Origin of the sequence: Microbulbifer aggregans (assembly GCF_020524005.1) — a bacterium.
In the GTDB taxonomy this organism is placed as follows: Bacteria; Pseudomonadota; Gammaproteobacteria; order Pseudomonadales; family Cellvibrionaceae; genus Microbulbifer; species Microbulbifer aggregans_A.
This window is the reverse complement of record NZ_JAIVKK010000003.1, coordinates 46,721-68,727: the sequence shown is the minus strand read 5'-3', so window position 1 is coordinate 68,727 and position 22,007 is coordinate 46,721. Positions and strand designations below refer to the sequence as shown.

The 22,007-nt window shown below is 51.5% G+C and carries 18 protein-coding genes and 1 pseudogene; 12 read left to right on the top strand and 7 right to left on the bottom strand.

Annotated elements, in window-relative coordinates; genetic code table 11:
- The first annotated feature begins 91 nt into the window (after window positions 1–91).
- From LC093_RS05285 to LC093_RS05245, 9 genes are all read left to right on the top strand, one after another.
- Window positions 92–796, top strand: coding sequence for a hypothetical protein (locus tag LC093_RS05285; RefSeq protein WP_226662963.1), 705 nt, complete (start codon window positions 92–94; stop codon window positions 794–796).
- 88 nt (window positions 797–884) lie between these two features.
- Window positions 885–1,709: a 3-deoxy-8-phosphooctulonate synthase gene (gene kdsA / locus LC093_RS05280; protein ID WP_226662961.1), complete on the top strand. Its 825-nt coding sequence runs from the start codon at window positions 885–887 to the stop codon at window positions 1,707–1,709.
- Window positions 1,710–1,711: 2 nt separating this feature from the next.
- A complete protein-coding gene (locus tag LC093_RS05275) occupies window positions 1,712–2,257 on the top strand; it encodes a KdsC family phosphatase (protein ID WP_226662959.1) in 546 nt (181 codons plus the stop codon).
- A gap of 1 nt (window position 2,258) precedes the next feature.
- Window positions 2,259–3,026 (top strand): 3-deoxy-manno-octulosonate cytidylyltransferase, encoded by a 768-nt coding sequence (gene kdsB / locus LC093_RS05270; protein WP_226662958.1) that lies wholly within the window; start codon window positions 2,259–2,261, stop codon window positions 3,024–3,026.
- A 2-nt stretch (window positions 3,027–3,028) separates the two neighbouring features.
- On the top strand, window positions 3,029–3,958 hold the full coding sequence (locus LC093_RS05265; RefSeq protein ID WP_226662957.1) for a KpsF/GutQ family sugar-phosphate isomerase: 930 nt from the start codon (window positions 3,029–3,031) through the stop codon (window positions 3,956–3,958).
- Between the two features lie 447 nt (window positions 3,959–4,405).
- Entirely contained in the window at window positions 4,406–5,392 is a 987-nt protein-coding gene (locus LC093_RS05260) for a hypothetical protein (protein WP_226662955.1), read from the top strand.
- Window positions 5,393–5,436: 44 nt separating this feature from the next.
- Window positions 5,437–6,579, top strand: coding sequence for a glycosyltransferase family 2 protein (locus LC093_RS05255; protein ID WP_226662953.1), 1,143 nt, complete (start codon window positions 5,437–5,439; stop codon window positions 6,577–6,579).
- A gap of 95 nt (window positions 6,580–6,674) precedes the next feature.
- On the top strand, window positions 6,675–8,927 hold the full coding sequence (locus LC093_RS05250) for a glycosyltransferase family 2 protein (RefSeq protein WP_226662952.1): 2,253 nt from the start codon (window positions 6,675–6,677) through the stop codon (window positions 8,925–8,927).
- A 248-nt stretch (window positions 8,928–9,175) separates the two neighbouring features.
- Window positions 9,176–9,841, top strand: a complete 666-nt coding sequence (locus LC093_RS05245) for a CatB-related O-acetyltransferase (RefSeq protein WP_226662951.1) — start codon at window positions 9,176–9,178, stop codon at window positions 9,839–9,841.
- 789 nt (window positions 9,842–10,630) lie between these two features.
- On the opposite strand, the gene tnpC is transcribed toward LC093_RS05245, so the two are convergent.
- The 7 genes and pseudogenes from tnpC to LC093_RS05210 all read right to left on the bottom strand — a co-directional run bounded on the left by tnpC (window position 10,631) and on the right by LC093_RS05210 (window position 16,287).
- Window positions 10,631–12,160, bottom strand: coding sequence for an IS66 family transposase (gene tnpC, locus LC093_RS05240; protein ID WP_226662950.1), 1,530 nt, complete (start codon window positions 12,158–12,160; stop codon window positions 10,631–10,633).
- Window positions 12,161–12,246: 86 nt separating this feature from the next.
- Entirely contained in the window at window positions 12,247–12,582 is a 336-nt protein-coding gene (gene tnpB / locus LC093_RS05235) for an IS66 family insertion sequence element accessory protein TnpB (RefSeq protein WP_226662948.1), read from the bottom strand.
- Window positions 12,579–12,911 (bottom strand): IS66-like element accessory protein TnpA, encoded by a 333-nt coding sequence (gene tnpA, locus LC093_RS05230; protein WP_226662947.1) that lies wholly within the window; start codon window positions 12,909–12,911, stop codon window positions 12,579–12,581. Before tnpA ends, tnpB begins: the two co-directional genes overlap by 4 nt.
- 83 nt (window positions 12,912–12,994) lie before the next feature.
- Window positions 12,995–13,755: pseudogene (locus LC093_RS05225) on the bottom strand (IS3 family transposase); the annotation flags it as partial.
- Window positions 13,756–13,932: 177 nt separating this feature from the next.
- Window positions 13,933–14,100, bottom strand: coding sequence for a hypothetical protein (locus tag LC093_RS05220; protein ID WP_226662945.1), 168 nt, complete (start codon window positions 14,098–14,100; stop codon window positions 13,933–13,935).
- A gap of 81 nt (window positions 14,101–14,181) precedes the next feature.
- On the bottom strand, window positions 14,182–15,357 hold the full coding sequence (locus LC093_RS05215; RefSeq protein WP_226662944.1) for a hypothetical protein: 1,176 nt from the start codon (window positions 15,355–15,357) through the stop codon (window positions 14,182–14,184).
- Between the two features lie 42 nt (window positions 15,358–15,399).
- Window positions 15,400–16,287 (bottom strand): hypothetical protein, encoded by an 888-nt coding sequence (locus tag LC093_RS05210; protein ID WP_226662942.1) that lies wholly within the window; start codon window positions 16,285–16,287, stop codon window positions 15,400–15,402.
- 512 nt (window positions 16,288–16,799) lie between these two features.
- Between LC093_RS05210 and LC093_RS05205 the strand changes: the two genes are divergently transcribed.
- From LC093_RS05205 to LC093_RS05195, 3 genes are read left to right on the top strand one after another with little or no spacing between them, the layout of a single operon-like run.
- Window positions 16,800–18,533 (top strand): SLC13 family permease, encoded by a 1,734-nt coding sequence (locus LC093_RS05205; RefSeq protein ID WP_226662941.1) that lies wholly within the window; start codon window positions 16,800–16,802, stop codon window positions 18,531–18,533.
- A gap of 46 nt (window positions 18,534–18,579) precedes the next feature.
- Window positions 18,580–19,542, top strand: a complete 963-nt coding sequence (locus tag LC093_RS05200) for a glycosyltransferase family 1 protein (protein WP_226662939.1) — start codon at window positions 18,580–18,582, stop codon at window positions 19,540–19,542.
- Window positions 19,533–21,605: a capsular polysaccharide biosynthesis protein gene (locus LC093_RS05195; protein WP_226662937.1), complete on the top strand. Its 2,073-nt coding sequence runs from the start codon at window positions 19,533–19,535 to the stop codon at window positions 21,603–21,605. Before LC093_RS05200 ends, LC093_RS05195 begins: the two co-directional genes overlap by 10 nt.
- The last annotated feature ends 402 nt before the right edge of the window (window positions 21,606–22,007 follow it).

Sequence of the window (22,007 nt, the reverse complement as noted above, 5' to 3'; positions counted from 1 at the left end):
TTCCTTTGTGCCCTTTTTCGTCTTGTTTGTAGGCTTCCGAATGAAAGCTCTATATTGGCTTAGGTTGTCTTAATAGGTGTAAAAGATTCATATGTCGAAAACTCTACTCGTGGGCCCTTCGCATTTAACCCGCTGGCGTTATGAGGTTAAAGTCGGTTCTTTGCCAAAGATTCCGGGGCTTGAACTTTGGGGGCGCATGGGGTGTCCTATTTTTTCGAATTTGTTGATTGAAACAATTCGCGCTGGTTTAGCGGCTCAAAAAAAAGTTGTACTCTTGGTGCCCGATTTTCGAATGGGAAATTCGGTTTTGAAAGATGATCGATTTATAAAAAATGGAAAGATCGTTCCCAATCACGAACATATAAAGCTCGATAGATCCTTTATTTCTGATAGTAATGACAGATTCATGTATTCGCAGGCATTATCTTATTTAGATGAGTTTCTAGATTACGAAAATGCGAAAGATAACCTAAAATTTGTTTTTTGGTCATTGTTTTCAAGGGAATTTCGAAATAGATCTGCCGGGAAATACTTGAATGAATTCGGTTGCTTTAGTCACCCCGTATGGAACTTACATGAGTTAGAGAGTCGGTATTCTGACAATATTATCGGGTTATCCAATCTCGTTTCAAAGAGCGAGTGTTCCGCATATTTTTTGGATCAACAGGGGCATCCTTCCTTTAAGGGTTATGGGTTACTGGTGAATGCGCTCCAGCAAGATGGAGGGTTCGATGAGTCTCATAAATTCTTGTGTCGAGTGTATCCTGGGGTTTCTCGAATGATGTTTGGGTTTTGATCTTGCTGACTATGGATTTAGTCAATACATTTTTTAATGTCTGAAATGTTTTGTTAGTCGTTTAATTACCGAATATAGAAAAATATTAATGAAGAATCTAAGTAATCGATCACCATTTACTCTGTTTGGTGGTATTAACGTCCTGGAAGACTTGGACACTACTCTGTTTGCTTGCTCTGAATATGTAAAGGTTACGGAAAAACTAGGAATCCCTTTTGTTTTTAAAGCCTCATATGATAAAGCCAACCGTTCGTCCATAAACTCTTTTCGAGGGGTTGGCGTGCACGAAGGGTTAGAAATTTTTAGCGCAGTTAAGAGGGAATTTGGCGTTGAGGTAGTCACTGACGTCCACGAGCTTGAGCAGGTTGATCCTGTGGCTGATGTAGTGGATGTGATCCAAGTGCCAGCGTTTCTCGCACGTCAGACGGATTTGGTAGTTAAGGTGGCTCGAACTGGGAAGCCAATTAATATAAAAAAACCACAGTATTTAAGCCCGACTCAAGTTGGCAATATTGTGGAGAAGTGTCGCGAGGCTGGAAATAGCCAGGTCATCTTGTGTGAGCGAGGTACATGCTTTGGTTACGACAACCTTGTTGTAGATATGCTTGGCTTTCAAAAAATGAAAGACGCTTCCGGTAATTGTCCAATTATTTTTGATGTAACTCACAGTCTGCAAATGCGTGATCCTATGGGGGCGGCTTCTGGAGGTCGTCGAGCTCAAGTTCTTGAGCTGGCGCGAGCGGGTATGGCTGTGGGCTTGGCTGGACTATTTTTGGAGGCCCATCCTGATCCAGACAAGGCTCGTTGCGATGGTCCAAGTGCTTTGCCGTTAAGTAAATTAGAGCCTTTTCTTGTTCAGGTTAAGGCTGTAGATGATTTAATAAAGTCTTTGCCAAAGCTAGAAATACAGTAAATATGCGAGATAAATATACTGGAATTCAGCTGGTCCTATTTGATGTTGATGGCGTATTAACTGATGGTGGTTTAAATATCACCTCTGAAGGCGAAATCTATAAACAGTTTAATGTTAAAGATGGTGTGGCCATTGCTTTGTTGAAAGCACATGGTATCAGAACTGGTGTGGTATCAGGTAAGCAAAGTGCTGCATTGGACTACCGATGCAAACAGCTGGCACTAGATGTCATTATTACTGGGTGTTCGGATAAACTAAGTGCTGCGCAAAGGCTCGTGTCTGAAATGAATATTGCACCATCCCAGATTGTCTTCGTTGGGGATGACATAATTGATCTTTCGGTAATGGATTTTGTAGGAGTTAGTTACTCTCCTGCGGATGGCCATGTGCTGGCAAAGAGGCGTGCGGATATCATTCTAGAATGTCCCGGTGGTGCTGGAGTCGCGCGCGAAGTCGCAGAGCATATTTTATTCAGCAGGGGGCTCTCTCTCGAGGAAATGTACCAGCCGCTGCTGATAAAAGATGAAAGAACCATAGTGGTACAGTAAAGTGAAAAAAACTCCTATAAGGGTCGTTATTCCCGCACGTTACTCTTCCACCCGCCTACCAGGTAAGCCGCTTTTAGATATTGCGGGCATACCGATGGTTGTACGTGTTTTTCAACAAGTTAGAGCCGCATCATTCGCCGACTCAATTGTCGTTGCTACAGACGATGAGAGAATTATGCGGGTTCTTGAGGCGCACTCCATTCACGGAGTTTTAACTGACCCACGACACGAGTCAGGGACAGATCGAGCTTCGGAAGTAGGTGCCACTCTCGGTTGGTCTGGGGATGATTGCATAATAAATGTTCAGGGAGATGAACCGTTAATCCCGATAGATTTGTTGGCAGGTTTTGCAGATTTCTGCCTCAAGTTGAAGGGTTTAGAGATGGCCACAGTATCGGCTCCGATTTCTAATTCAAAAGAATTGGTGGATCCTAACGTTGTGAAAATAGTGTCAAATGTAAGGGGCGATGCTCTTTATTTTTCTCGTAGCCCAGTTCCTTATGTACGAGATTTTTCGAGCACTCAGGATTGGCCGCTTGAACATTTTCGGAGACATGTTGGCATTTATGCCTATAAATATGAGGTTCTTGCATCTTTATCGAAAATTCCTGTAGACACGGTGGAGTCTTTGGAAAAATTAGAGCAGATGAGAGCTCTCCGAGAAGGCGTCAGAGTTAGTGTTTTTGATTGGCACTCCTGCCCCCCTCATGGTGTTGATACGTATTCTGATGCGGAATCAGTAGTTAAGTGGTTTTTGGAACAGAAGTAAAAATGTTGGGTTATAAGTCAATAGCGAAAGATGTATTTGATATTGAGGCTAACGCGGTACGCGCATTGGCTGATAAATTGGATGTGAGCTTTGAAGACGCTGTCTCGCGAATTTTGGAGTCTAAAGACCGGGTAATTATTTGTGGGATGGGAAAGTCAGGGATTATTGGGAAAAAGATCGCTGCGACTTTAGCGAGTACCGGAACACCCAGTTTCTTCATGCATCCCGGGGAAGCGTACCATGGCGATTTAGGTATGGTTACGCCGGGTGATGTATTCTTGGCGATTTCGAATTCCGGTGAAACAGATGAGGTACTGAAGTTAATTCCTTTTCTCAAGGATAACGGCAATTATTTAGTCTCGATGACCGGCAATCCGTGTTCTACTTTGGCTAGAGCGTCAGACAGCCATTTAGACATAGGTGTAGAAGCAGAGGCTTGTCCACTTCAACTGGCTCCTACAGCATCAACAACAGCGACTTTGGCAATGGGTGATGCTCTGGCTGTAACGTTGATGAAAGCAAGGGGCTTTCAGCCTGAGGAATTTGCACGTTTTCATCCTGGTGGTTCACTGGGGCGTCGTTTATTGGCAAGAGTGGATGAGGAAATGGAAGAGGGAGATCTTCCATTTGTTGGTAGTGATGCTTCAGTAACTGAAATCATTAGTGCAATGAGCCGCGGCCGACTTGGGCTTGCCATAGTGAATGCGGGAGATAAGTACGGCGTTGTTACAGATGGAGATATCAGACGCGCGGTTGAATCCTATGGCGTTGGAATTTTTGAAGTGCGGGCGGAAGATTTTATGTCTGCAGATCCGATAACTATTTCTAAGGGGACGCGGGTGGAAGATGCGATTCAATTAATGGATTCTCGAAAAATTACGTCTGTGCTTGTTGCTGACAACGGTAATGTAGTAGGTGTGTTTAAAAAGTGATTTTATAGGCAGCCTACTGGCGTATCGGATTGATATCCGCCACGCATGGGGTGATCGCTGTATTGGGGAGATCAGAGCGTTAATGATTAGCGCGAGTGTAAATTTTTGTTATGAATTCCAATTATGTTGGTTTAGTCGATAGACGACTGGCAGGCGTGCCCGATTATGCCTATGCGGATTTTCATAACTTCGCACTTCGTTACAAGTACGCTTGGAAAATAGACTGTCGCGCACTCACTTTTTTTTGTGACGGAGTTGGCGGTTTATTGGCGCGCTGTTGTGGACAAAGTGCCAGGTTCCGGGAGAATACCTCGTTTCGAGGGGGCCAGATTTTGGCTTTTCGTCAAGCAGTTCTTCTTTTATGTGGCCCTAGGCAGCGAAGGTGTAATTCTAATTTGTGCCTATTGTCGTATATGTTTATTGCTCATTACGTTTTGTGAGAAGTTTATGACCGCTGACGCGCTGATAAATAAAGGTGTCAATATATTAAACCCCGCCACTGACAGTGGCAGCCGCACTATTGTTGTGGTCGGAGTTGCGCGAGGAGGTACATCGATCGTCGCGGGTGCCCTGCATGCACTGGGCTTGCCAATGGGCGATAAGTGCTATGGGCCGGTTTACGAGGATCTGCGCCTGAGCCTTGCTTTCGAGAGTAAAAGCGAAGAGCAGTTCGAGGATGTAGTCAGTGAGTATAATAGCGTCCATTCGGTTTGGGGCTGGAAACGACCATCTTCCATTTCGCAACTGGATATGCTTCAAGAAAAATTGCGCAATCCGCATTTTATTGTGGTTTTCCGAGATTTATTTTCTATTGCGAATAGAAATTCAATTTCAATGAAAAGCGATATGCGGCAAGGTCTGCAAGATGCTCTGGATAGTTATGCGTCGGTAGTGGGATTTCTTCATCGCGTAGAAAGCCCTGTAATGCTGGTGTCTTCGGATAAAGTCGTTCGATACAAGCAGGCATTTTTGAAAGGGTTAAGCGATTTCTGCGGTTTGGAGCCGACTGCTACACAGATGGACAAGGCTTCCCAGTTCATCTCTACAGAGCCGAAAGACTATATGGACAAAACGCGCATAACCAAAGCACGCGGTGCTGTCAATATAAAATTCCTTAAAACTGGCGTGCTAAAGGGATGGGCGCGGGGTATACATCATGTTAATCCGGTCACGGTGGATGTAGAGGTAAATGGTAAGATTGCAGCTTCTCTCGAAGCAAACATTTATCGGGAACATTTACATAAGCCAAATGTACACCCAACAGGCGAGTGCGGTTACGAGATGGACTTAAAGCAATTGGGTGTTATGCCAAAAGACGTTATTAATGTTCGCGTGCGCGACGATGTTATCCCTCTGAATTCTCAACCTATTCAGTTTAACGACCTTGATCGTTGGATGACGGTTAAGGAGTGGCATGCGGAAAACCAAAGTTAAGTGGCTTACAGGTAGCACAATTTACGTAGATTTTTGGGGTGTAAATGAGGTTAGGTGTTGCCGCTATTTTCAAGAATGAGTGCGACTATATTCTGGAGTGGATTGCATATCACCAGCTAATCGGTGTCGATAGGTTCTTCATTGCCGATAATGTTAGTGATGATGGCTCTTCACAGTTGTTGGAGGCTTTGGACTTCCTGGGGGTAATCAATAGGGTCTATTTCCCCAGGGTTGGCGAGACAGGACCCCAGGCTCCAGCTTATAACTACATATTGCGCCAATATGGCGGTGAGGTGGATTTGCTGTGTTTCATCGATGCAGATGAGTTTATTGCCAATACTAATGGGCTTTCACTAAAGGAAAATTTATCCGCTTTTCATGCGATGGAAGATGCGGGGGCATTGGCGTTGAATTGGCGAAATTTTGGTTCTTCTGGGCACAAGTTCAAAGGGGAAGGGCTAGTTATTGAGCGCTTTAAGCAAGCCTCCAGGAAAGATCACCCCGCGAATTGCCATATCAAAACGATTCTAAAGCCTGGCATGGTTCAACGGATGAACATTCACGAGTGTATCCTGGAGTCCGGCCGCTACTATTCGCCGAATTTGGAACCTGCCGTATTCGAAAAAGGGGGCGCATGCGAGCCTAAGACACGTGAAGTACTGTATGACCGAATCAGGGTGAATCACTATGTGGTCAAATCCCGCCAGGAGCATATGCTGAAAAAAGAGAGTAAGGGCTCCGGAGCTGGCAGTGCTGACAGAGGCAAAGGCGAGGCTTATTTCAAGGCACATGACTTGAACGATGAGTTTGATGATGCTCTGACCAGGTACACTGGAGACGTAGCGCGAGGGGTCGAAGTCCTACGCTCGCAACTGGCGATGGAATCGCCGTACCTTTGCTTTGGTAAGGCGCATGTGAATGTCATGCCGAAGTTAATTGGTGGTTGGGCAGTATCAGATTTGGATAAGCCTTTGAAGGTCCGTCTTTTGATTAATGGTAAGGAGCATCTTGTGGACGTGGACCGCGAGCGCCCCGACCTTGTACGGAAAGGTATATCCGGTCAATTATACTGTGGCTTCAATTTCAGGCCAGGTAGGGATATGACTGTGCACGATAAGGTGGAAGCGCATATCTACGGTTCGTCAGTAAAGGCTAATGTGATCTACTCTCCCGAACTTGGGAGCTAGGAATCGCCGGCAATGTCATAGCTTTGCGATAGTAAAACCGCTACTTCCCAAGGCTGAACATATTATTAAAAACACAAAATAGAAAACCTGAAACTGTGCTTAGATTTATCAAATCGCTGTTTAGCATCAATTTGGCCCCTCGTCTCTCGCCCACTGCTGAAGTTGAATTACTGGAAGGCGAAGAACACGGCTTTCGATGGCGCTCACTGGGTGTTGACCCTCAGTTTACTGTGCCCAAGTGCCACCTGCTGCCAGGCTGGTACATGCTGGAATTGGGATTGGTTCACAGCTGCGAGAGTGTGAATGCCAGTGTCTATATCGATACCGGCTCCGGCTACAATGAGGAGCAGCGCTTTTTCCTTATCAGCAACTCCGATCAGATTGTAAAACGGCTACTATACTTCCCGAAAATGGTGCGTAGCCTTCGCTTCGATCCTTTGGAAGAAGCGGGCATGTTCAGTATTGAGCATTTGCGTTTGCAGCCACTGACGCCTAGGTTTGCGCAAGGTCTCCTCGCACGGCGTCTGGCGGCAAGGCACCCCGGGTTCAGGGGCCTCAATAGGCAGGAGGTTTTGGCTCGTCTCAAGACGGATGCCGATACTTTGGGACGCGGCTGGCTTGATCTAAGCTTGGCCCACTATGCGGAGACCTTTACCCGTAGATGCCGGGGACGGGATTACCAGGAGTGGATCAATCAGGTAGAGGCACTACGGCTGCCAGCACCGCAATCCGCTGCTGCTGTGAAAGGGCCACTGATTTCCATTATTCTCCCCACTTATAACACGGGCATTGAGTTTCTGAGTGCGTGTATCGACTCAGTATTGGCGCAGTCGTACCCCAACTGGCAGTTGTGTATCGCCGATGATGCATCGCCGGACTCCCGAGTGCGGGAGTGCCTCTCTAACTACCAAGCCATGGACCCGCGTATTGACGTGGTATTCCGCACGGAAAATGGCCATATCTCGGCGACGAGCAATAGTGCGTTGGCTCTCGCTAAGGGAGACTTTGTCGCTTTCCTGGATCACGACGATACTCTTGCCCCTCACGCATTGGAGCGCGTGTGCGAGGCAATCTCAAATTCGCCGCACGCGCAGTTGATTTACAGCGATGAAGACAAGATCAACCGGGCGGGCTACCGATTTGACCCGCATTTCAAACCGGACTGGAATCCTGATCTGCTGTTGTCGAACAACTACATCTGCCACTTTACGGTGCTCAAGGCTGATTTGGTGAGGCAAGTCGGTGGGTTGCGTACAGGTGTTGAGGGCAGTCAGGATCATGACTTACTACTACGCTGTCTGCCCCACTTGAACGCCGACAAAGTGGTACATATCCCGGAAATCCTCTACCACTGGCGTGCCATTGAGGGGTCAACTGCATTGGACGGCGGTGAGAAGAGTTACACGACCGAGGCGGGTATCGCGGCACTGAAGCACTATGTAGCTTCCCAGAATCTGGGTGCGCAGGTAGAGCGAGGTGTTGTACCCAACACTTACCGTACGCGCTGGAATTTGCCAAAGGAAAAGCCGCTGGTCAGTCTTCTGGTACCAACTCGCGATCGTGTTGACATACTGCAGCCCTGCGTTGACAAAATACTATCGCTGACGGATTACCAAAATTTTGAACTGTTGATCCTGGATAATCAGTCGACTTGCCAGGAAACGTTGAGTTATTTGGCGAAGGTCAGCGCCGATCCAAGAGTCAGTGTGCACCGCTGGGATCGCCCGTTTAACTATTCGGCGATCAATAATTTTGGTGTTCGTCAGGCAAAAGGTGAAATCATTGGCTTGGTCAATAATGATATCGAGCCGATAAATGGTGGCTGGCTAGCGGAAATGGTCAGCCACGTTTGTAGAGCAGAAATCGGTTGCGTGGGTGCCAAGCTCTACTACCCTAACGATACGATTCAGCACGGCGGTGTTATTCTCGGCGTAGGCGGTGTGGCGAATCATGCACACAAGCATTTCAACCGGGGTGAGCACGGCTATTTCGCGAGACTGAGCTTGGTGCAGAATCTTTCTGCGGTCACCGGTGCCTGTTTGTTACTGAGAAAGTCCGTATACGAGGAAGTTGGGGGACTTAACGAAGAGAGTCTTCCCGTAGCGTTTAATGATGTGGATTTGTGCCTGAAGGTACGTGAAGCTGGCTATCGTAATCTGTGGACCCCTTATGCGGAGCTCTACCATCACGAATCTGTGTCCCGCGGCAGCGATGATACTTCCGCTAAGCGCCGGCGTATGGATGGTGAAACAGCCTACATGCGCGAACGTTGGGGGCCGATACTTGACTCAGACCCTGCTTACAATCCGAATTTGACTCTGGTGCATGAAGACTTTTCTCTGGCCTGATTTGATATGGTCCGTTTTCTTAATTTTATAAGAGCCGGTTTTATGTGTTTAGGCGTATGTGAGGTTTTTTCAGGCCGGTTTTAATAAATGTGAGACAACAAGCCTTAATCATTTTTTTGCCAAGAACGGCTTGATCTCCATCCATTGGGATTACGGAAGGAGCGCGGTCGCGATTGGTAAAAATTTCAAACAAGGTCGGCCCTTGTTGATAGGCTGTGAAACCGTGGGATTTTCAAGAAAAGTCCCTCATGATATTTTTAGATATGCTGAAATTTGACGGATACTTAAAAATGATAGATGAGCAATTCTCTACCATTGCAAAATTAGCTTCAGTAAGCTCTGATGCCCATATCAATCACCCCGTGAATCTAGCAAAAAATGTTGAAATTCACGCACAAGCAGTCATCGGAAAATTTACATTCATAAATCAATATTCGGTAGTTTACGGAAAAACCACTATAGGGAAATACTGCACCATCGCAAGGAACTGTGAAATCGGCGTAGCTAACCATCCGTTAAATTGGCTGTCGACGCTCGGAAATTTCAAACCATATTTTCCCAAACACCCAGACCTAGGATCCTCCAAGAATTTTCACAATATATCGCACCCCCCGACAACTATAGGACACGACGTATGGCTAGGGTGTGGCGTGACTGTTAAGTCCGGAGTGACTATTGGCAACGGAGCTATCATAGCTGCTGGAGCTGTTGTTTCTGGAGACATAGAACCTTACGGAATCTATGGAGGAATCCCCGCAAGGTTAATTCGCTACAGGTTTGATGAGCAAATCATCTCAGACTTAGAGGAGCTAAAATGGTGGGATCTCGACACAAAACAGATTGCGTTATTGCCAAGAAACGAAATAGAAAAATGCATTGAAATAATGAAAAGCTGGAGTGTGGATTGTACCTGATTTTATCTGGGTTAGTTCGGGTCGCGTCTCACATATATCCGTAAGCGATCTTAACTGGACACTCTCTCCATCACTGTGCACTAAACTACATTATGAGATATTCTATGTATCCATAGAATGATATGCCAAATTTTTCTTGGTCCCTTTGCTATGCCTGAGAGGAAAAAGTATAAATTCGGGCTTCAAATGTCGAAGCATATAGCCCTGATAATATGATTGTCAGGGCTATATGCTATCAGTCTTGAGGGCAGGGGTATTGCTTGCCAATTACGGACTCGTACTTCTAGCTGGAACTTCCACTTTCAAGCTTATTCCAATTCGTTGTGTGGAAATGATCTTGCACCTTGCTACTGTAATAGTGGTATAGGTCTTCTGTATTGCCTGTGGCTGGGAGGTAGGCGGCCACTCCATTGTAGCTCCAGCCGCACCGGCTCTGCCAAGCTCACCGTAGACGGTAGTGTAAAGGTGATCGGTTCCAGATTTGTGGCGGTATCTATATAGAGGTTGGGAATTAGCCTCAGATTTGCGATAGGCGTAGCCGAGAATACCTCAGAATTTCCAGCTGGTTAGCGGTGCGGGTTGAAGTCCAGACCAGTTTTTTTTGTAAAAATCGTGGTTAACGATATTGTTGTAGCGGTACACATTCGTATAAGCACTAGAATTTTCTTTCAAATGGCCCGTCAGGTTTGTCGAGTCCGTATTCCCCCCGATTGGTTGCTTTTCCATATTTTTTTTCCATCAATTTTTTGATCAAAGTATTTACCTAGTTTTTCAGTAAGCGTCCGGCCATCACACCTTGCCAGCAGGCACCCAGTTATGAGGCAGCAGCTCGCTGATAGCACTGGCACGCTGCATCGGTAATCGCTGCATGACGTCTTTCAGGTACGCATAAGGATCATGACCATTCAGCTTGGCTGACTGGATTAAACTCATGATCGCTGCCGCACGCTGGCCACTACGCAAGCTGCCGGCGAACAACCAGTTACTGCGTCCCAAGGCCCACGGTCGGATCTGGTTTTCTACATGGTTGTTGTCGATGGGCACATTGCCATCATCACAGTAGTGCGTCAGCGCCTGCCAGCGCTTGAGGCTGTAATCGATGGCTTTGGCGGTCGCCGATCCATTCGGCACCTTTTGTCGATGTAGCATCAGCCACTGGTGGAGGCGCTCCAGGATTGGGGTTGATTGTTCCCGACGCAGCTGCTTTCTCGCTTCAGCGGTAAGCGCTTTGGCTTCCCGCTCAATGTCATAGAGCCTCTGGATCTGTTGCAGGGCCTGTTCGGCGATCTGGCTTTTATTCGCCAGGTGCAGGTCGTAGAACTTCCGACGAGCATGGGCCATACACCCGATCTCGGTAATCCCGTTCGTGAAGCCGGCCTTGTAGCCACTGTAGTCGTCACACACCAGCTTGCCCTGCCTGCCTTCGAGGAAGCGGCGGGCATTGGCACCAGCGCGGGTTTCCGCGAAGTCGTAGACCACGGCTTTGACGGTTGCTGCCGAGGTACTGCAGTAAGCCCATATGTAGGCGCGGTGGGTTTTCTTTTTGCCCGGATCCAACATGGGCACCGGGGTTTCATCCGCGTGGAGGACCGGCTGCTGCAGCAGTTCTTCGCGCAGGGCATCGACCAGGGGTTGCAGGGCAACACCGCAGCGGCCAACCCACTCTGCCAGGGTGGAACGGGAGATGGCGAGACCAGCGCGGGCAAAGATCTTCTCCTGCCGGTAAAGCGGCAGATGATCGGCATACTTGGCGATCAGCAGATGGGCCAGCAGGCCACTGGTGGGGATACCCTTGTCGATAATCTGCAGTGGCACCGGTGCCTGGGTAATGCGTTCACAGCGTTTACAGGCCCACTTGCCGCGGATATGACGTTCTACGGTGAAGGTGCCCGGGGTGTAATCGAGCTTTTCACTGATGTCTTCGCCGATGCGTTGGAGCTGACAACCACAGTCGCACTGAGTGTTGTCAGGCTCGTGCTCAATGATCTGACGGGGCAGCTCGGGAGGTAATGGCGAACGCTTGGGCTGGCGCTTCTCGGGTTTCGTCCTGGTGTCGGCGTGGCATAACTCCATCTCGACCGCGGCAATATCGGCCTGTATCAGTTCATCCAGCAGGCTGGCCTGATGGACATTCAGTGCTTCACTGCTCTTACCGAAGCTGTGACGCTTGAGGACGGCGAGTTCGTGTTTGAGCTTGTCGTTCAGCAGTTGCTGGTTGTGGATGAGCTTTTTGTTTTCCGCTGACTCAGCAAGCAACTGCGCCGCGAGCTGGCGCAGTTGGTCGGCATTGAGATTGTTGAGATCAGGCGGTGTTGTCATGGCCAGCATCCTGCCAGATTTCACCGCCCATGGTGATTACCAGATAGGACGTTTTGACGGCTGTGTTGGCCAGAGAAGTTGATCTGCTAAAGCAAAGCAATCCGGTGATCGCGACCGACCTGGTGCCAGGGCAGTCCGATCACCAGTGCCTGCAGCTGTTCTGGCGTCAGCCCAACCCGTTCGCCTTGCCAGGGTTTACCCCAGGCAAAGCTGCCCTGATGCAGGCGACGCGCCGCGAGCCACAGGCCAAAGCCATCGTGTACCAGAACCTTCATGCGGTTACCGCGCTTGTTGGCAAATAGGTAGGCGCAGTGAGGTCTGGCTTCACCGAACACCTGCACGACACGGGCCAGAGCCGTATCCGCCCCGGCGCGCATATCCATTGGTTCAGTCGCCATCCAGATCTCATCAATCTGGATCACGCTTGCAGCGCCTGGAGCCAGGGAATGGCGCGGTCAATTTGGGCAAGCGGCCAGCGCACCTTGATACCGCGGAGTTCAAAGACCACTTCTTGTGGCACCCCAGAAGGAACAGGCAGAGCTAGCGGAACAAACTTCGGCTCGGCAGGCTTGTGACTGCCATCAGCTTCCCGCCGCCACTTGTGGATCAGATTAGCATTGATACCGTGCAGGAGGGCAACGCTCGCGACGGACGTGCCGGGTTCTTGGCACTCTTGGAGAATCTTGGCCTTAAGCTCCGGGGAATGCCGGCGGCGCTTAACCGGTGTTTTAGCAGGGATGATGTCACTCATATTAGGTGCCCACTTGTTGATAGGTGGACACCTAAATTACAGCGAAGATTTTCGCTGGGTAGATGGGATTACCGGATGCATACAACGATACGGCGGGCATACAGGTCGATCACCGTAGCTAAGTAGCACCAGCGAGAACCGGCCCAGATATAGGTGATATCGCCGCACCACACTTGATTCGGCCGCGGCACATTGAACTGACGATCAAGCTCATTCGGTATGTCCGGTCGCTCAACCGTGGCCTTCTTGTATTTGTGCGGGCCCGGCTGCTTGCAGATCAATCCAGCTTCACGCATCAAACTGCGGACCTTAAATCGTCCAATAGTGATTCCCTGCTCGTTGAGCAGCCCCACGATTGTTCGACTGCCAGCAGCGCTACGACTGCACTTGAAGATCTCGTTCACCTTGGCGCGGAGTTGAACCCTAGGCGCATCAATCGAGGCCTGCTTGCTCTTATATTCGTAGTAGCATGATCGAGGTACTCCAAACGCTTCACAGACCAGATCCACAGGCTCTTGCTCACTTAATCGGTCTATCAGCGCGTACGATTCATCTCGTCGGACATCAAGAGAGCGGTAGCCTTTTTTAGTATCTCTTTCTCCCGCTCTAAGCGATTGATGCGGGCTTCAAGCTCCTGGATTCTCTGCTGCTCCGAGGTAAGGGCTTTACTTGTTGGCGTCTCTCCGCCGCGCTCAGCCTCCAGCTGCTTCACCCATCGTCGGATGACGTTGGCACCGACATCCAGCGAACGGCCGGCCTCAGATATGGAATATCCTTGATCCACAACCAAGCGGGCAGCATCCAGCTTGAACTCGGGAGAGAAGGATCGACGTTGTCTACTCATTGAACACCTTTGTCTCAGGGGGCAACTTTACCACCTAAATTGGTGTCCGGGATCAGTAGACCACTACACTTCCCCGGTGGTTCATTTATGAGGACGATCTCGAACATGCTGACATGTTTTACTTTCGCCTTGCATGACGGTTCCTTGTCTTTGTAATAGGCATTAAGAGAAAAGTGTTCAGGGGGTTAGAGCCGGAGGCTCCTTGCCGGCAAACCCCTGGTAGTTGGAGTGCGGCGGCATCAGCATGGTGAGCTTGCTGCCGGATAAATCAATTTCCACTTTTTCGGGGCGGTTGAGGCCGGGAATAAAGGGGTGCTTGCGGGAGGCGAAGAGTCTTTTCAGCATGGGGTTCCGGGGCCGCTTCACGTTATTTTGCCAACGCTATGCGGCCCCAAGGCGAATCCAATTTCAGCCTGTGTCCAGAGATCAACCCACCCAGCGCTGGTTTCCATCGCCAAAGGTAGTGCTGAAAAATCCGGGTAGGTTGCGAGCGTAGCCGCTGTTGGTTTTGATTTTGTCACGCACGACGAAGTAGCCGGAAATTAATACCGCGGCGCTCCAGCCGAGGGTTTCGGCATTCACGGCTTGAGTGAAGCTCTTCAGGATGTCGTCGGCACCCAGGGTGCCCGCAGCATTGCCCAGAGTGATTGTGCCAATGACTGCGCCGCCCTTGCCAAGCGCTGCACTGCGGGCATCTGGATTGTGGAATACATCACCGGGGTTGACGTTGGTACCCATGTAGTCGAAACCCAATTTTTTACTCAACGCTTCCAGCGTGTTTTTGCCCGCTTCCTTGCCACGAGGGTTAGAGAAGTAAACGGTTTGGAGTTTCAGGTTGCTTCGCAGTTCTTTTTCTTGCTCGGGTGCCACGGGCGTGGGAGATAAGCTTTTTTCCAGTGCCTGCATGGCACGGACAAAGGTGGTCGCCCCTTCGCCGTGTACCAGCCAGTTTACCCGGGCGCTGGTAGCGATGGCCTGCTGTATCAGGGAAACCAGATGGTTCCGCTGGTTGTCGCTCTTGTGGTTGTCATTTTGCCAGTAGAGGGAGTAATGATTATTGGGGCGGTTAATGTCGTGATCTTTTACTCCCGCTCGGTAAGCGTTGCTGATGTGACTAATCAGCATACTGCCTGCGTCTTCCTTGCTCTCAAACTTGCCGCTTACCGCGGCGTAGTGGGAATTGTTCCAGCGGTGGGATAGGGCCATTTTCGGATCAGAATCTTGGGCAGTTATCCACTGGGGGTCACCGTCTTGATTTTTGAAACACTGGACTTGATAGAGTCCGGTGGTTTGCCGGCCCCTCGTGAGCTTGTATTCACTATTGACTTCGAGCCCCATGATGAGCACGTCGCCATCACTATCCAGCTGATAATGGATGGCGGCTCCATCAAAGCGCAGTCTTTCGTTCTTGAAGCTACGACCTGTGTCGATACCACTGAGCGCATAAATGGCTCTGGCGACACTGGTTAAATAGTAGTTTCCATGATGATCCCGCAAGATCTCTTGCCACTTTTCCTGCTGGGTGTGCAGGATATAAACGCCGCGGCTGCGGTTGTTAGCGCGACCGAGTATCAACTTCCATGTTTTGTTTTTGCGTTGCATGACAGTTCCTTGTCTTTGTAACAGGCATTGGGAGAAAAGTGTTCAGGGGGTTAGAGCCGGCGGTGGGCTGCCGGGCTTGAGAATTACTATATTGTCTTCGCCTTTGCGATCATCTCCGCGACGCCATTCAGGATAAACCCAGGGTTCCGGCCCGCGGTGCTTGGTGGCTTGGGCGTCGGGCCATTTGCGCTTGGCCTCCGCCAGTTTTTGTTTTGCGACTGAGCCTAGTTCCAGGTGTACCGAGCCGAGCACCTTACTGGTCAGTGCATTCATATGTTTCAGGCAAATGTCTACCGGTGCGTAGCCGAGGTAGTTGTACCCCATATTCAGGTAGTAACGATCGTCCAAGGGGGTGCGTAGGCAGCCGCCTCTGTAGGTGTGCATAAATTCCGGCGGCGGTTCTGGATTGTGGGAGTAGTCGGATTGATATTCATAGTAGAGCCAGGGGGAGCCGGACTCTCTATTGCGCATATCCCAGTTGACCGGGGAGCGGAATCTGCCTAAGTCAGGATGCGCAGGCCCTGTGAACCAGAGGCTGCGCATGGCCATCTGCTCAAAGTGACAGGGATTGAACGCGCTCATGCCTTCCGGCAGGGCATCGTAACGCGAGATGCTCACGCCAAAATGGATACTACCGATAGGCCGCTCGCGCCAAGGTGGGCCGTAAAGCTCCCACCTGCGACTGAACAGGCGGAAGTAAGATGTCCCCTCACGCTGCCATTCAGGCAGCGGACTGTCATCGACATATTGCCCGTCGTCATAAATATTGACACGAGCCGGCGGCTCCTTGCCGGCAAATCCCTCGTAGTTGGAGTGCGGCGGCATCAGCATGGTGAGCTTGCTGCCGGATAAATCTATTTCCACTTTTTCGGGGCGGTTTAGGCCGGGAATATAGGGGTGCTTGCGGGAGGCGAAGAGTCGTTTCAGCATGGGCTTCCGGGGCCATCCATGGGCCCTGTTTATTCCAGTGAGTGTGTTCGGAGATGCTACCGGGGCGACAGCTTGGATACAACGCGGGGGGTCGCAAAATTACCCGTTTCTTGCTGGAAAATCAGGCACTTGCGTGCAAGATAAATGCCTTTTGGCTCGTGGGGAAACGATGGAGGCATTTTATACGCGGCTATGGACACCGACTGGATCAACAGGAACTGTTTACCCCAGAGACCGGAACACCGTCTCATATTCCTGCCGCTAGCTGTTTGCGGATGAATACAATTCCATTCTGATTGCTTGCTGCTGGTTTCCTCGGGACTATTTATAGCTCTGATATTCCATATTGCCGTAAGAACGGTTGTGTTTCAGTGCAAAGCCCCGAAACACGAACCCAAATCCCGTCATATCGGATTAGTGGCCGCGGGGATGTTGTTGCATAATCACCGTCAGTCAAAAATTCCTCGCCCGCGATGCTCTGTGGGCCCCAAGTAGAATCCAATTGAACCCCTATGGCTCTGACGCAGGTTTTGGTATCCAGCATATTTGTGCTCCTCATCGGAGCGCTGATCTTTACGCGCTTGCGGCCATCGCTGGTGTTTGCCGGGGCAGCGGGGTTTTGCTTTTTGGTCGGTTTGGTGCCGACCGAATCGGCTCTGCAGAAAGCGGTCAACCCCGGTTTGGTGACACTGGTTGCACTTATGCTGGTATCAGTTGGGCTGGAGAAGGCCCGCTGGTTACGTGCCATTTCTGACCGTTTGATTAGCGGTTCTCTAAAGCTCAGCCTGCTCCGGCTTGCCGGAGCCACCGCTATCAGTTCAGCCTTCCTGAACAACACGGCAGTGGTAGCTGCTCTCGCATCCAGTATTAAAAACCAGCGCCGGCACCCTGCTGGCAAGCTGCTGCTACCTCTGTCTTACGCGGCCATTCTCGGTGGTACGCTGACCCTTATTGGCACCTCCACCAACCTGATTGTTAACAGCTTTGTGCTTGACCGCGGGCAGCCGGGGCTGGATTTCTTTGCTTTTTTGCCGATCGGGCTGGCGGTGACTGCGGTTGGCCTGATCGTGCTGTTGCTGTGCAATCGCCTGTTGCCCCAGGGGCGTGGCGGTGCGGAATCAGTGACTGAATATCTGCTGGAGGCAGAGGTCACCCTTGATTCTCCACTGGATGGCAAAACGGTAGAGCAGAACGGGCTGCGTCAGCTCGAGACGCTGTACCTGGTGGAAGTTGTTCGGGGCGGGCGCACCATTACCCCGGTGGCGCCTACCGAGATCGTACGCTCTGGCGATAAACTGATTTTCAGTGGTGATGTTCGTGATGTAAGCCGTTTGCAGGATATAGAGGGCTTGCACCAGTTTGCGCTGGAAGATGAAAAGCTCGAGCTCGATTTGCTCGAAGTGGTGCTTACCCCAAGCTCCAGTATCCTCGGTGAAACCCTGAAGAGCTGCCAGTTCCGTACCCGTTTTGATGCGGCGGTGGTGGCCATGCGCCGGGGCGGTGAGCGTCTTTCCGGCAAGCTCGGGGAGATAGAGCTGCGGGCTGGGGATGCCCTGCTGCTGGCGGTGGGGCCGGACTTCAAGCACCACCGCAATATCGACAAGAACTTCTATGTAGTGAGCGGCAATGGTGTTCAGCGGCAACTGTCGCACCGGGACAGTTGGCTGCTGGCCCTGGGATTTACCGGCGTCGTGGCCGGCGCAGCACTCGGCATTTTTTCTTTGCTGAAGGGGTTGTTGGTACTGTTAGGGGGGATGATTGCCCTTGGTATCGTCAGTACGACTGAGCTGCAGCGGCGTTTTCCATTTCAGATCTGGCTGATTATCACCAGCGCCCTGGTTCTGGCTGAGGCTTTTTCAGGCAGTGGTCTGGCAGCAGCGCTGGCCGGTGCTTTGCGGGACTTGGTTCAGGACGCCGGGCCTTACGTTGCACTGATCGGCATCTTCCTGTTGACCTTGGCGTTGACTGAGTTGATGACCAACAACGCAGCTGCAGCATTGGCATTCCCGCTGGCCTGGAGCCTTGCGGACAGTTTCGGGGTGAGCTGGATACCCTTTGTTATGGCGGTGGCCTACGGGGCCAGCGCCAGCTTCCTGACCCCGTTCGGGTACCAGACTAATCTGATGGTTCAGAACCTGGGTGGCTACCATCTGAAAGATTTCCTGCGAGCGGGCTTGCCGCTGACCATTGCCTATAGTGTGACCGTGCTGTCTCTTTTACCATGGGTGTTTCCCTTCTCTGGCTAACTGCCAAATTCCGGTAGGGGGTAACGAGGGCATTGGGCAGGTTGTGGTGAAGCAGGCAGCAGTTACGAGTCATTTTGTGGTGGAAGAGGGCCAGAATCCCTCTTCTGATTATTTTGTAGTGCCCTATCTGAATGCGAGTGGTGTATCGGTCACTCGCTGTACGTTTACACAACTTCCCCCTCCTGAGCAGCTGGCCGGGGCCGACGTAACCTTTGTTCGCTATGTACCGGCAAACTGGCGGCGGTTCGTTGATACTCACCGCGCTGCGATTGCATCCGTCAACTTTTTTATGGATGACGACCTGTTTTCCTGGTCGTCCTTTGCCCGTATGCCTCTGCGCTACCAGTGGAAACTTTTGCGCTTAAGCTGGCGACGCCAGCCATGGTTACGGGGAACGGGTGCGAAAATACTGGTCTCCACGCCGTATCTCCAGGAGCGCTATAGCGACTGGCAACCGCAATTGCTGGCACCGCAGGTTCCGGAGGCGCTGACTTCCTTACTGACGCGCGATGATGTAGTGCAGTCCGTTGATGCCCCAATAACCCTGTTTTATCACGGTTCGGCTTCCCACGGCGCGGATCTTGCGTGGTTGCGGCCAGTGATTGAGCGGGTGCTGGCGGCGGATACTCGGTTGGTGTTTGAGGTGGTCGGTGATGCTTCGGTAAACCGCTTGTTCCGCGGCTTGCCCCGAGTGCATGTTGTGCACCCGATGAAATGGCCAAGCTACCAGGCATTGATTGGGCGCCCGGGGCGGTCAATTGGCTTGGCGCCGCTGTTGGATAGCGCGTTTAATCGCGCGCGTTCTCACACCAAATTTCTGGATATCACGCTGGCGGGGGCTGCCGGTATTTACGCGGCCGGGCCTGTGTATGGCGGCATGGTTCGTCATCGGGAGAACGGATTGGTATTGCCCATGGATCACAATGCTTGGGTAGAGGGTATTTTACAGCTGGCCGCGGATGCGCCACTGCGTCAACACATTCTGAACGGGGCCCGTGCGTGTCTTTAATTGGTTTTTGCGCCCACGGTCTGCGCCGGCAACCCCACCTCGATACGCTGCTTGAAGCACATAGCTATTGGTTTGCACTGCGCCCGGCACAGGGTACTACTCATATTGCCGGCTGGGGCCGCAAGCCTACTGTGGCGCGAGCGCGCAAGATTGCTGCTCAGTCTGGGCTGCCGTTTGTGAGCCTGGAGGATGGTTTTTTACGCTCATTTGGGCTGGGCGTGAATGGAGCTCCATTGCATAGCCTGGTGGTGGACTATTCCGGTATCTACTACGACGCCACGGTGCCAAGTGATCTGGAGACTCTGATTCGCGAGGCGGAGTTCACCGCTGATGAACTCGCGCGGGCACGCATTTGTATGGATCTCCTGCGTTCGCACCGGTTGTCTAAATACAATGCTGCGCCGGATACCCCGGTGAGCTGGCCAGACGAGCGCCCCCGGGTACTCGTTGTTGACCAGACCTTTGGTGATGCTTCGGTCTTTTATGGCGGTGCTGATGATTCCAGTTTCACGGATATGCTGGAGGCGGCTATTGCCGACAATCCTGGAGCAGAAGTGGTCGTCAAGGTGCATCCGGATGTGATTGCCGGCAAAAAGCGCGGTTATCTGCTGGATGCCGCGCGGGAATACAACTGCCGATTGTGGTCTGAGGATATTTCTCCATGGGCGCTGCTGGATGCGGTGGAGCGGGTCTATGTGGTCACCAGCCAATACGGATTTGACGCGCTCCTCGCCGGTAAGCCGGTGCATTGTTTTGGTATGCCGTTTTACGCGGGTTGGGGGCTTACGCAGGATAGGCAAACCTGTGACCGCCGTGGTGTGGCCCGGACATTGGAACAGGTATTTTCCGCGGCGTATTTGCGGTATTGCCGGTATGTGAATCCTTACACCGGGAAACGCGGTACCTTAGAGGACACTATCCGCCTGCTTGCGGAACAGAAGCGTTACAGTCAGCAGTTGCGGGGCAACTGGCTGGCCCTCGGGTTCTCTCCCTGGAAGCGCCAGTTTGTGCCGGATTTTTTGGGGCGACCAGCGTCATTACAGTTTGTTGCGGATGACCCTTCGCAGCTCAATGGCCGCGCCAGGGATACGCAAGTGGTGGCTTGGGCCAGTGGTCTCTCTCGAGTGGTTGCTGAAACCAGTAAAAAAAGAGGGCTTCGTTTGTGGCAGCTGGAGGATGGATTCCTGCGCTCGGTAGGTTTGGGCTCCGACCTGGTGCGACCGCTATCCCTGGTACTGGACAGTTCTGGCATTTATTACGATGCCACCGCACGCTCAGACCTGGAGAGTATCCTGAGTAAGGAAGTCTTCACTCCGGCGCTTTTGGATCGTGCCGCGGCGCTGCGCAAATTCCTGGTAGAGCAGCGCTTGAGTAAGTACAACCTCGGGGTACAGGCGAGTACTGATCTGCCGTTGCCTGAGGATAAGGTCTCCATTCTCGTGCCCGGCCAGGTGGAAACCGATGCTTCGATCCGGCACGGCTCACCGTGGATCAAAAACAACCGGCAACTGCTTGCGGAGGTGCGCCGTGCAAATCCGGGGGCTTATATCATCTATAAGCCACATCCGGATGTTTTGGCCGGCGGTCGTGTGGGTGAACTGTCTGTGGATGGTGAAGGCCTATACGATTGTCTGGTCACTGACTTACCCATGCCAGCGCTGCTTGAAAGGGTCGATGAGGTACATACGCTTTGTTCCCTGAGCGGCTTTGAAGCGTTGTTGCGGGGCGTAAAGGTCGTGACTTATGGCTTACCTTTTTATGCTGGCTGGGGCCTGAGCGAAGACCGCTTATTGGCAGAAGGTGAATCCGGCGCGCCTGAGGCACTACAGGTTTTGGCTTCAGTGAGCCGTTGTAAAAAGGCTCGCGGTAGGGCGCTTTCTCTGGATGAGCTGGTGGCAGCAACATTGATTCTGTATCCGATTTATGCGGATCCCCGGAGCGGGGATATCGTGGATGTGGAAACAGCTATGGCATTGCTCCGTGCCCAGAGAGAAGCTTTTGCAGAAGGCGGGTTACGGCAATGGATCTATCGCAAGGTGCGTAACCGTTTTTTCAGACGGTAATGCCGTCGTCATCCCGGCCTTGAGCCGGGATCCAGGGATACGGAGTGTTGAGCCAGACCGCACTGGATTCCCGCCTTCGCGGGAATGACGGCATCGGCACATTCGTCATCCCGGCCTTGAGCCGGGATCCAGGGATACGGAGTGGCGAGCCAGACCGCACTGGATTCCCGCCTACGCGGGAATGACGGCATCGGCACATTCGTCATCCCGGCCTTGAGCCGGGATCCAGGGATGCGCAGTGCTGAGCCAGACCACACTGGATTCCCGCCTTCGCGGGAATGACGCCATCGGCACATTCGTCATCCCGGCCTTGAGCCGGGATCCAGGGATGCGGAGTGCTGATCCAGACCGCACCGGATTCCCGCCTTCGCGGGAATGACGGCATCGGCACATTCGTCATCC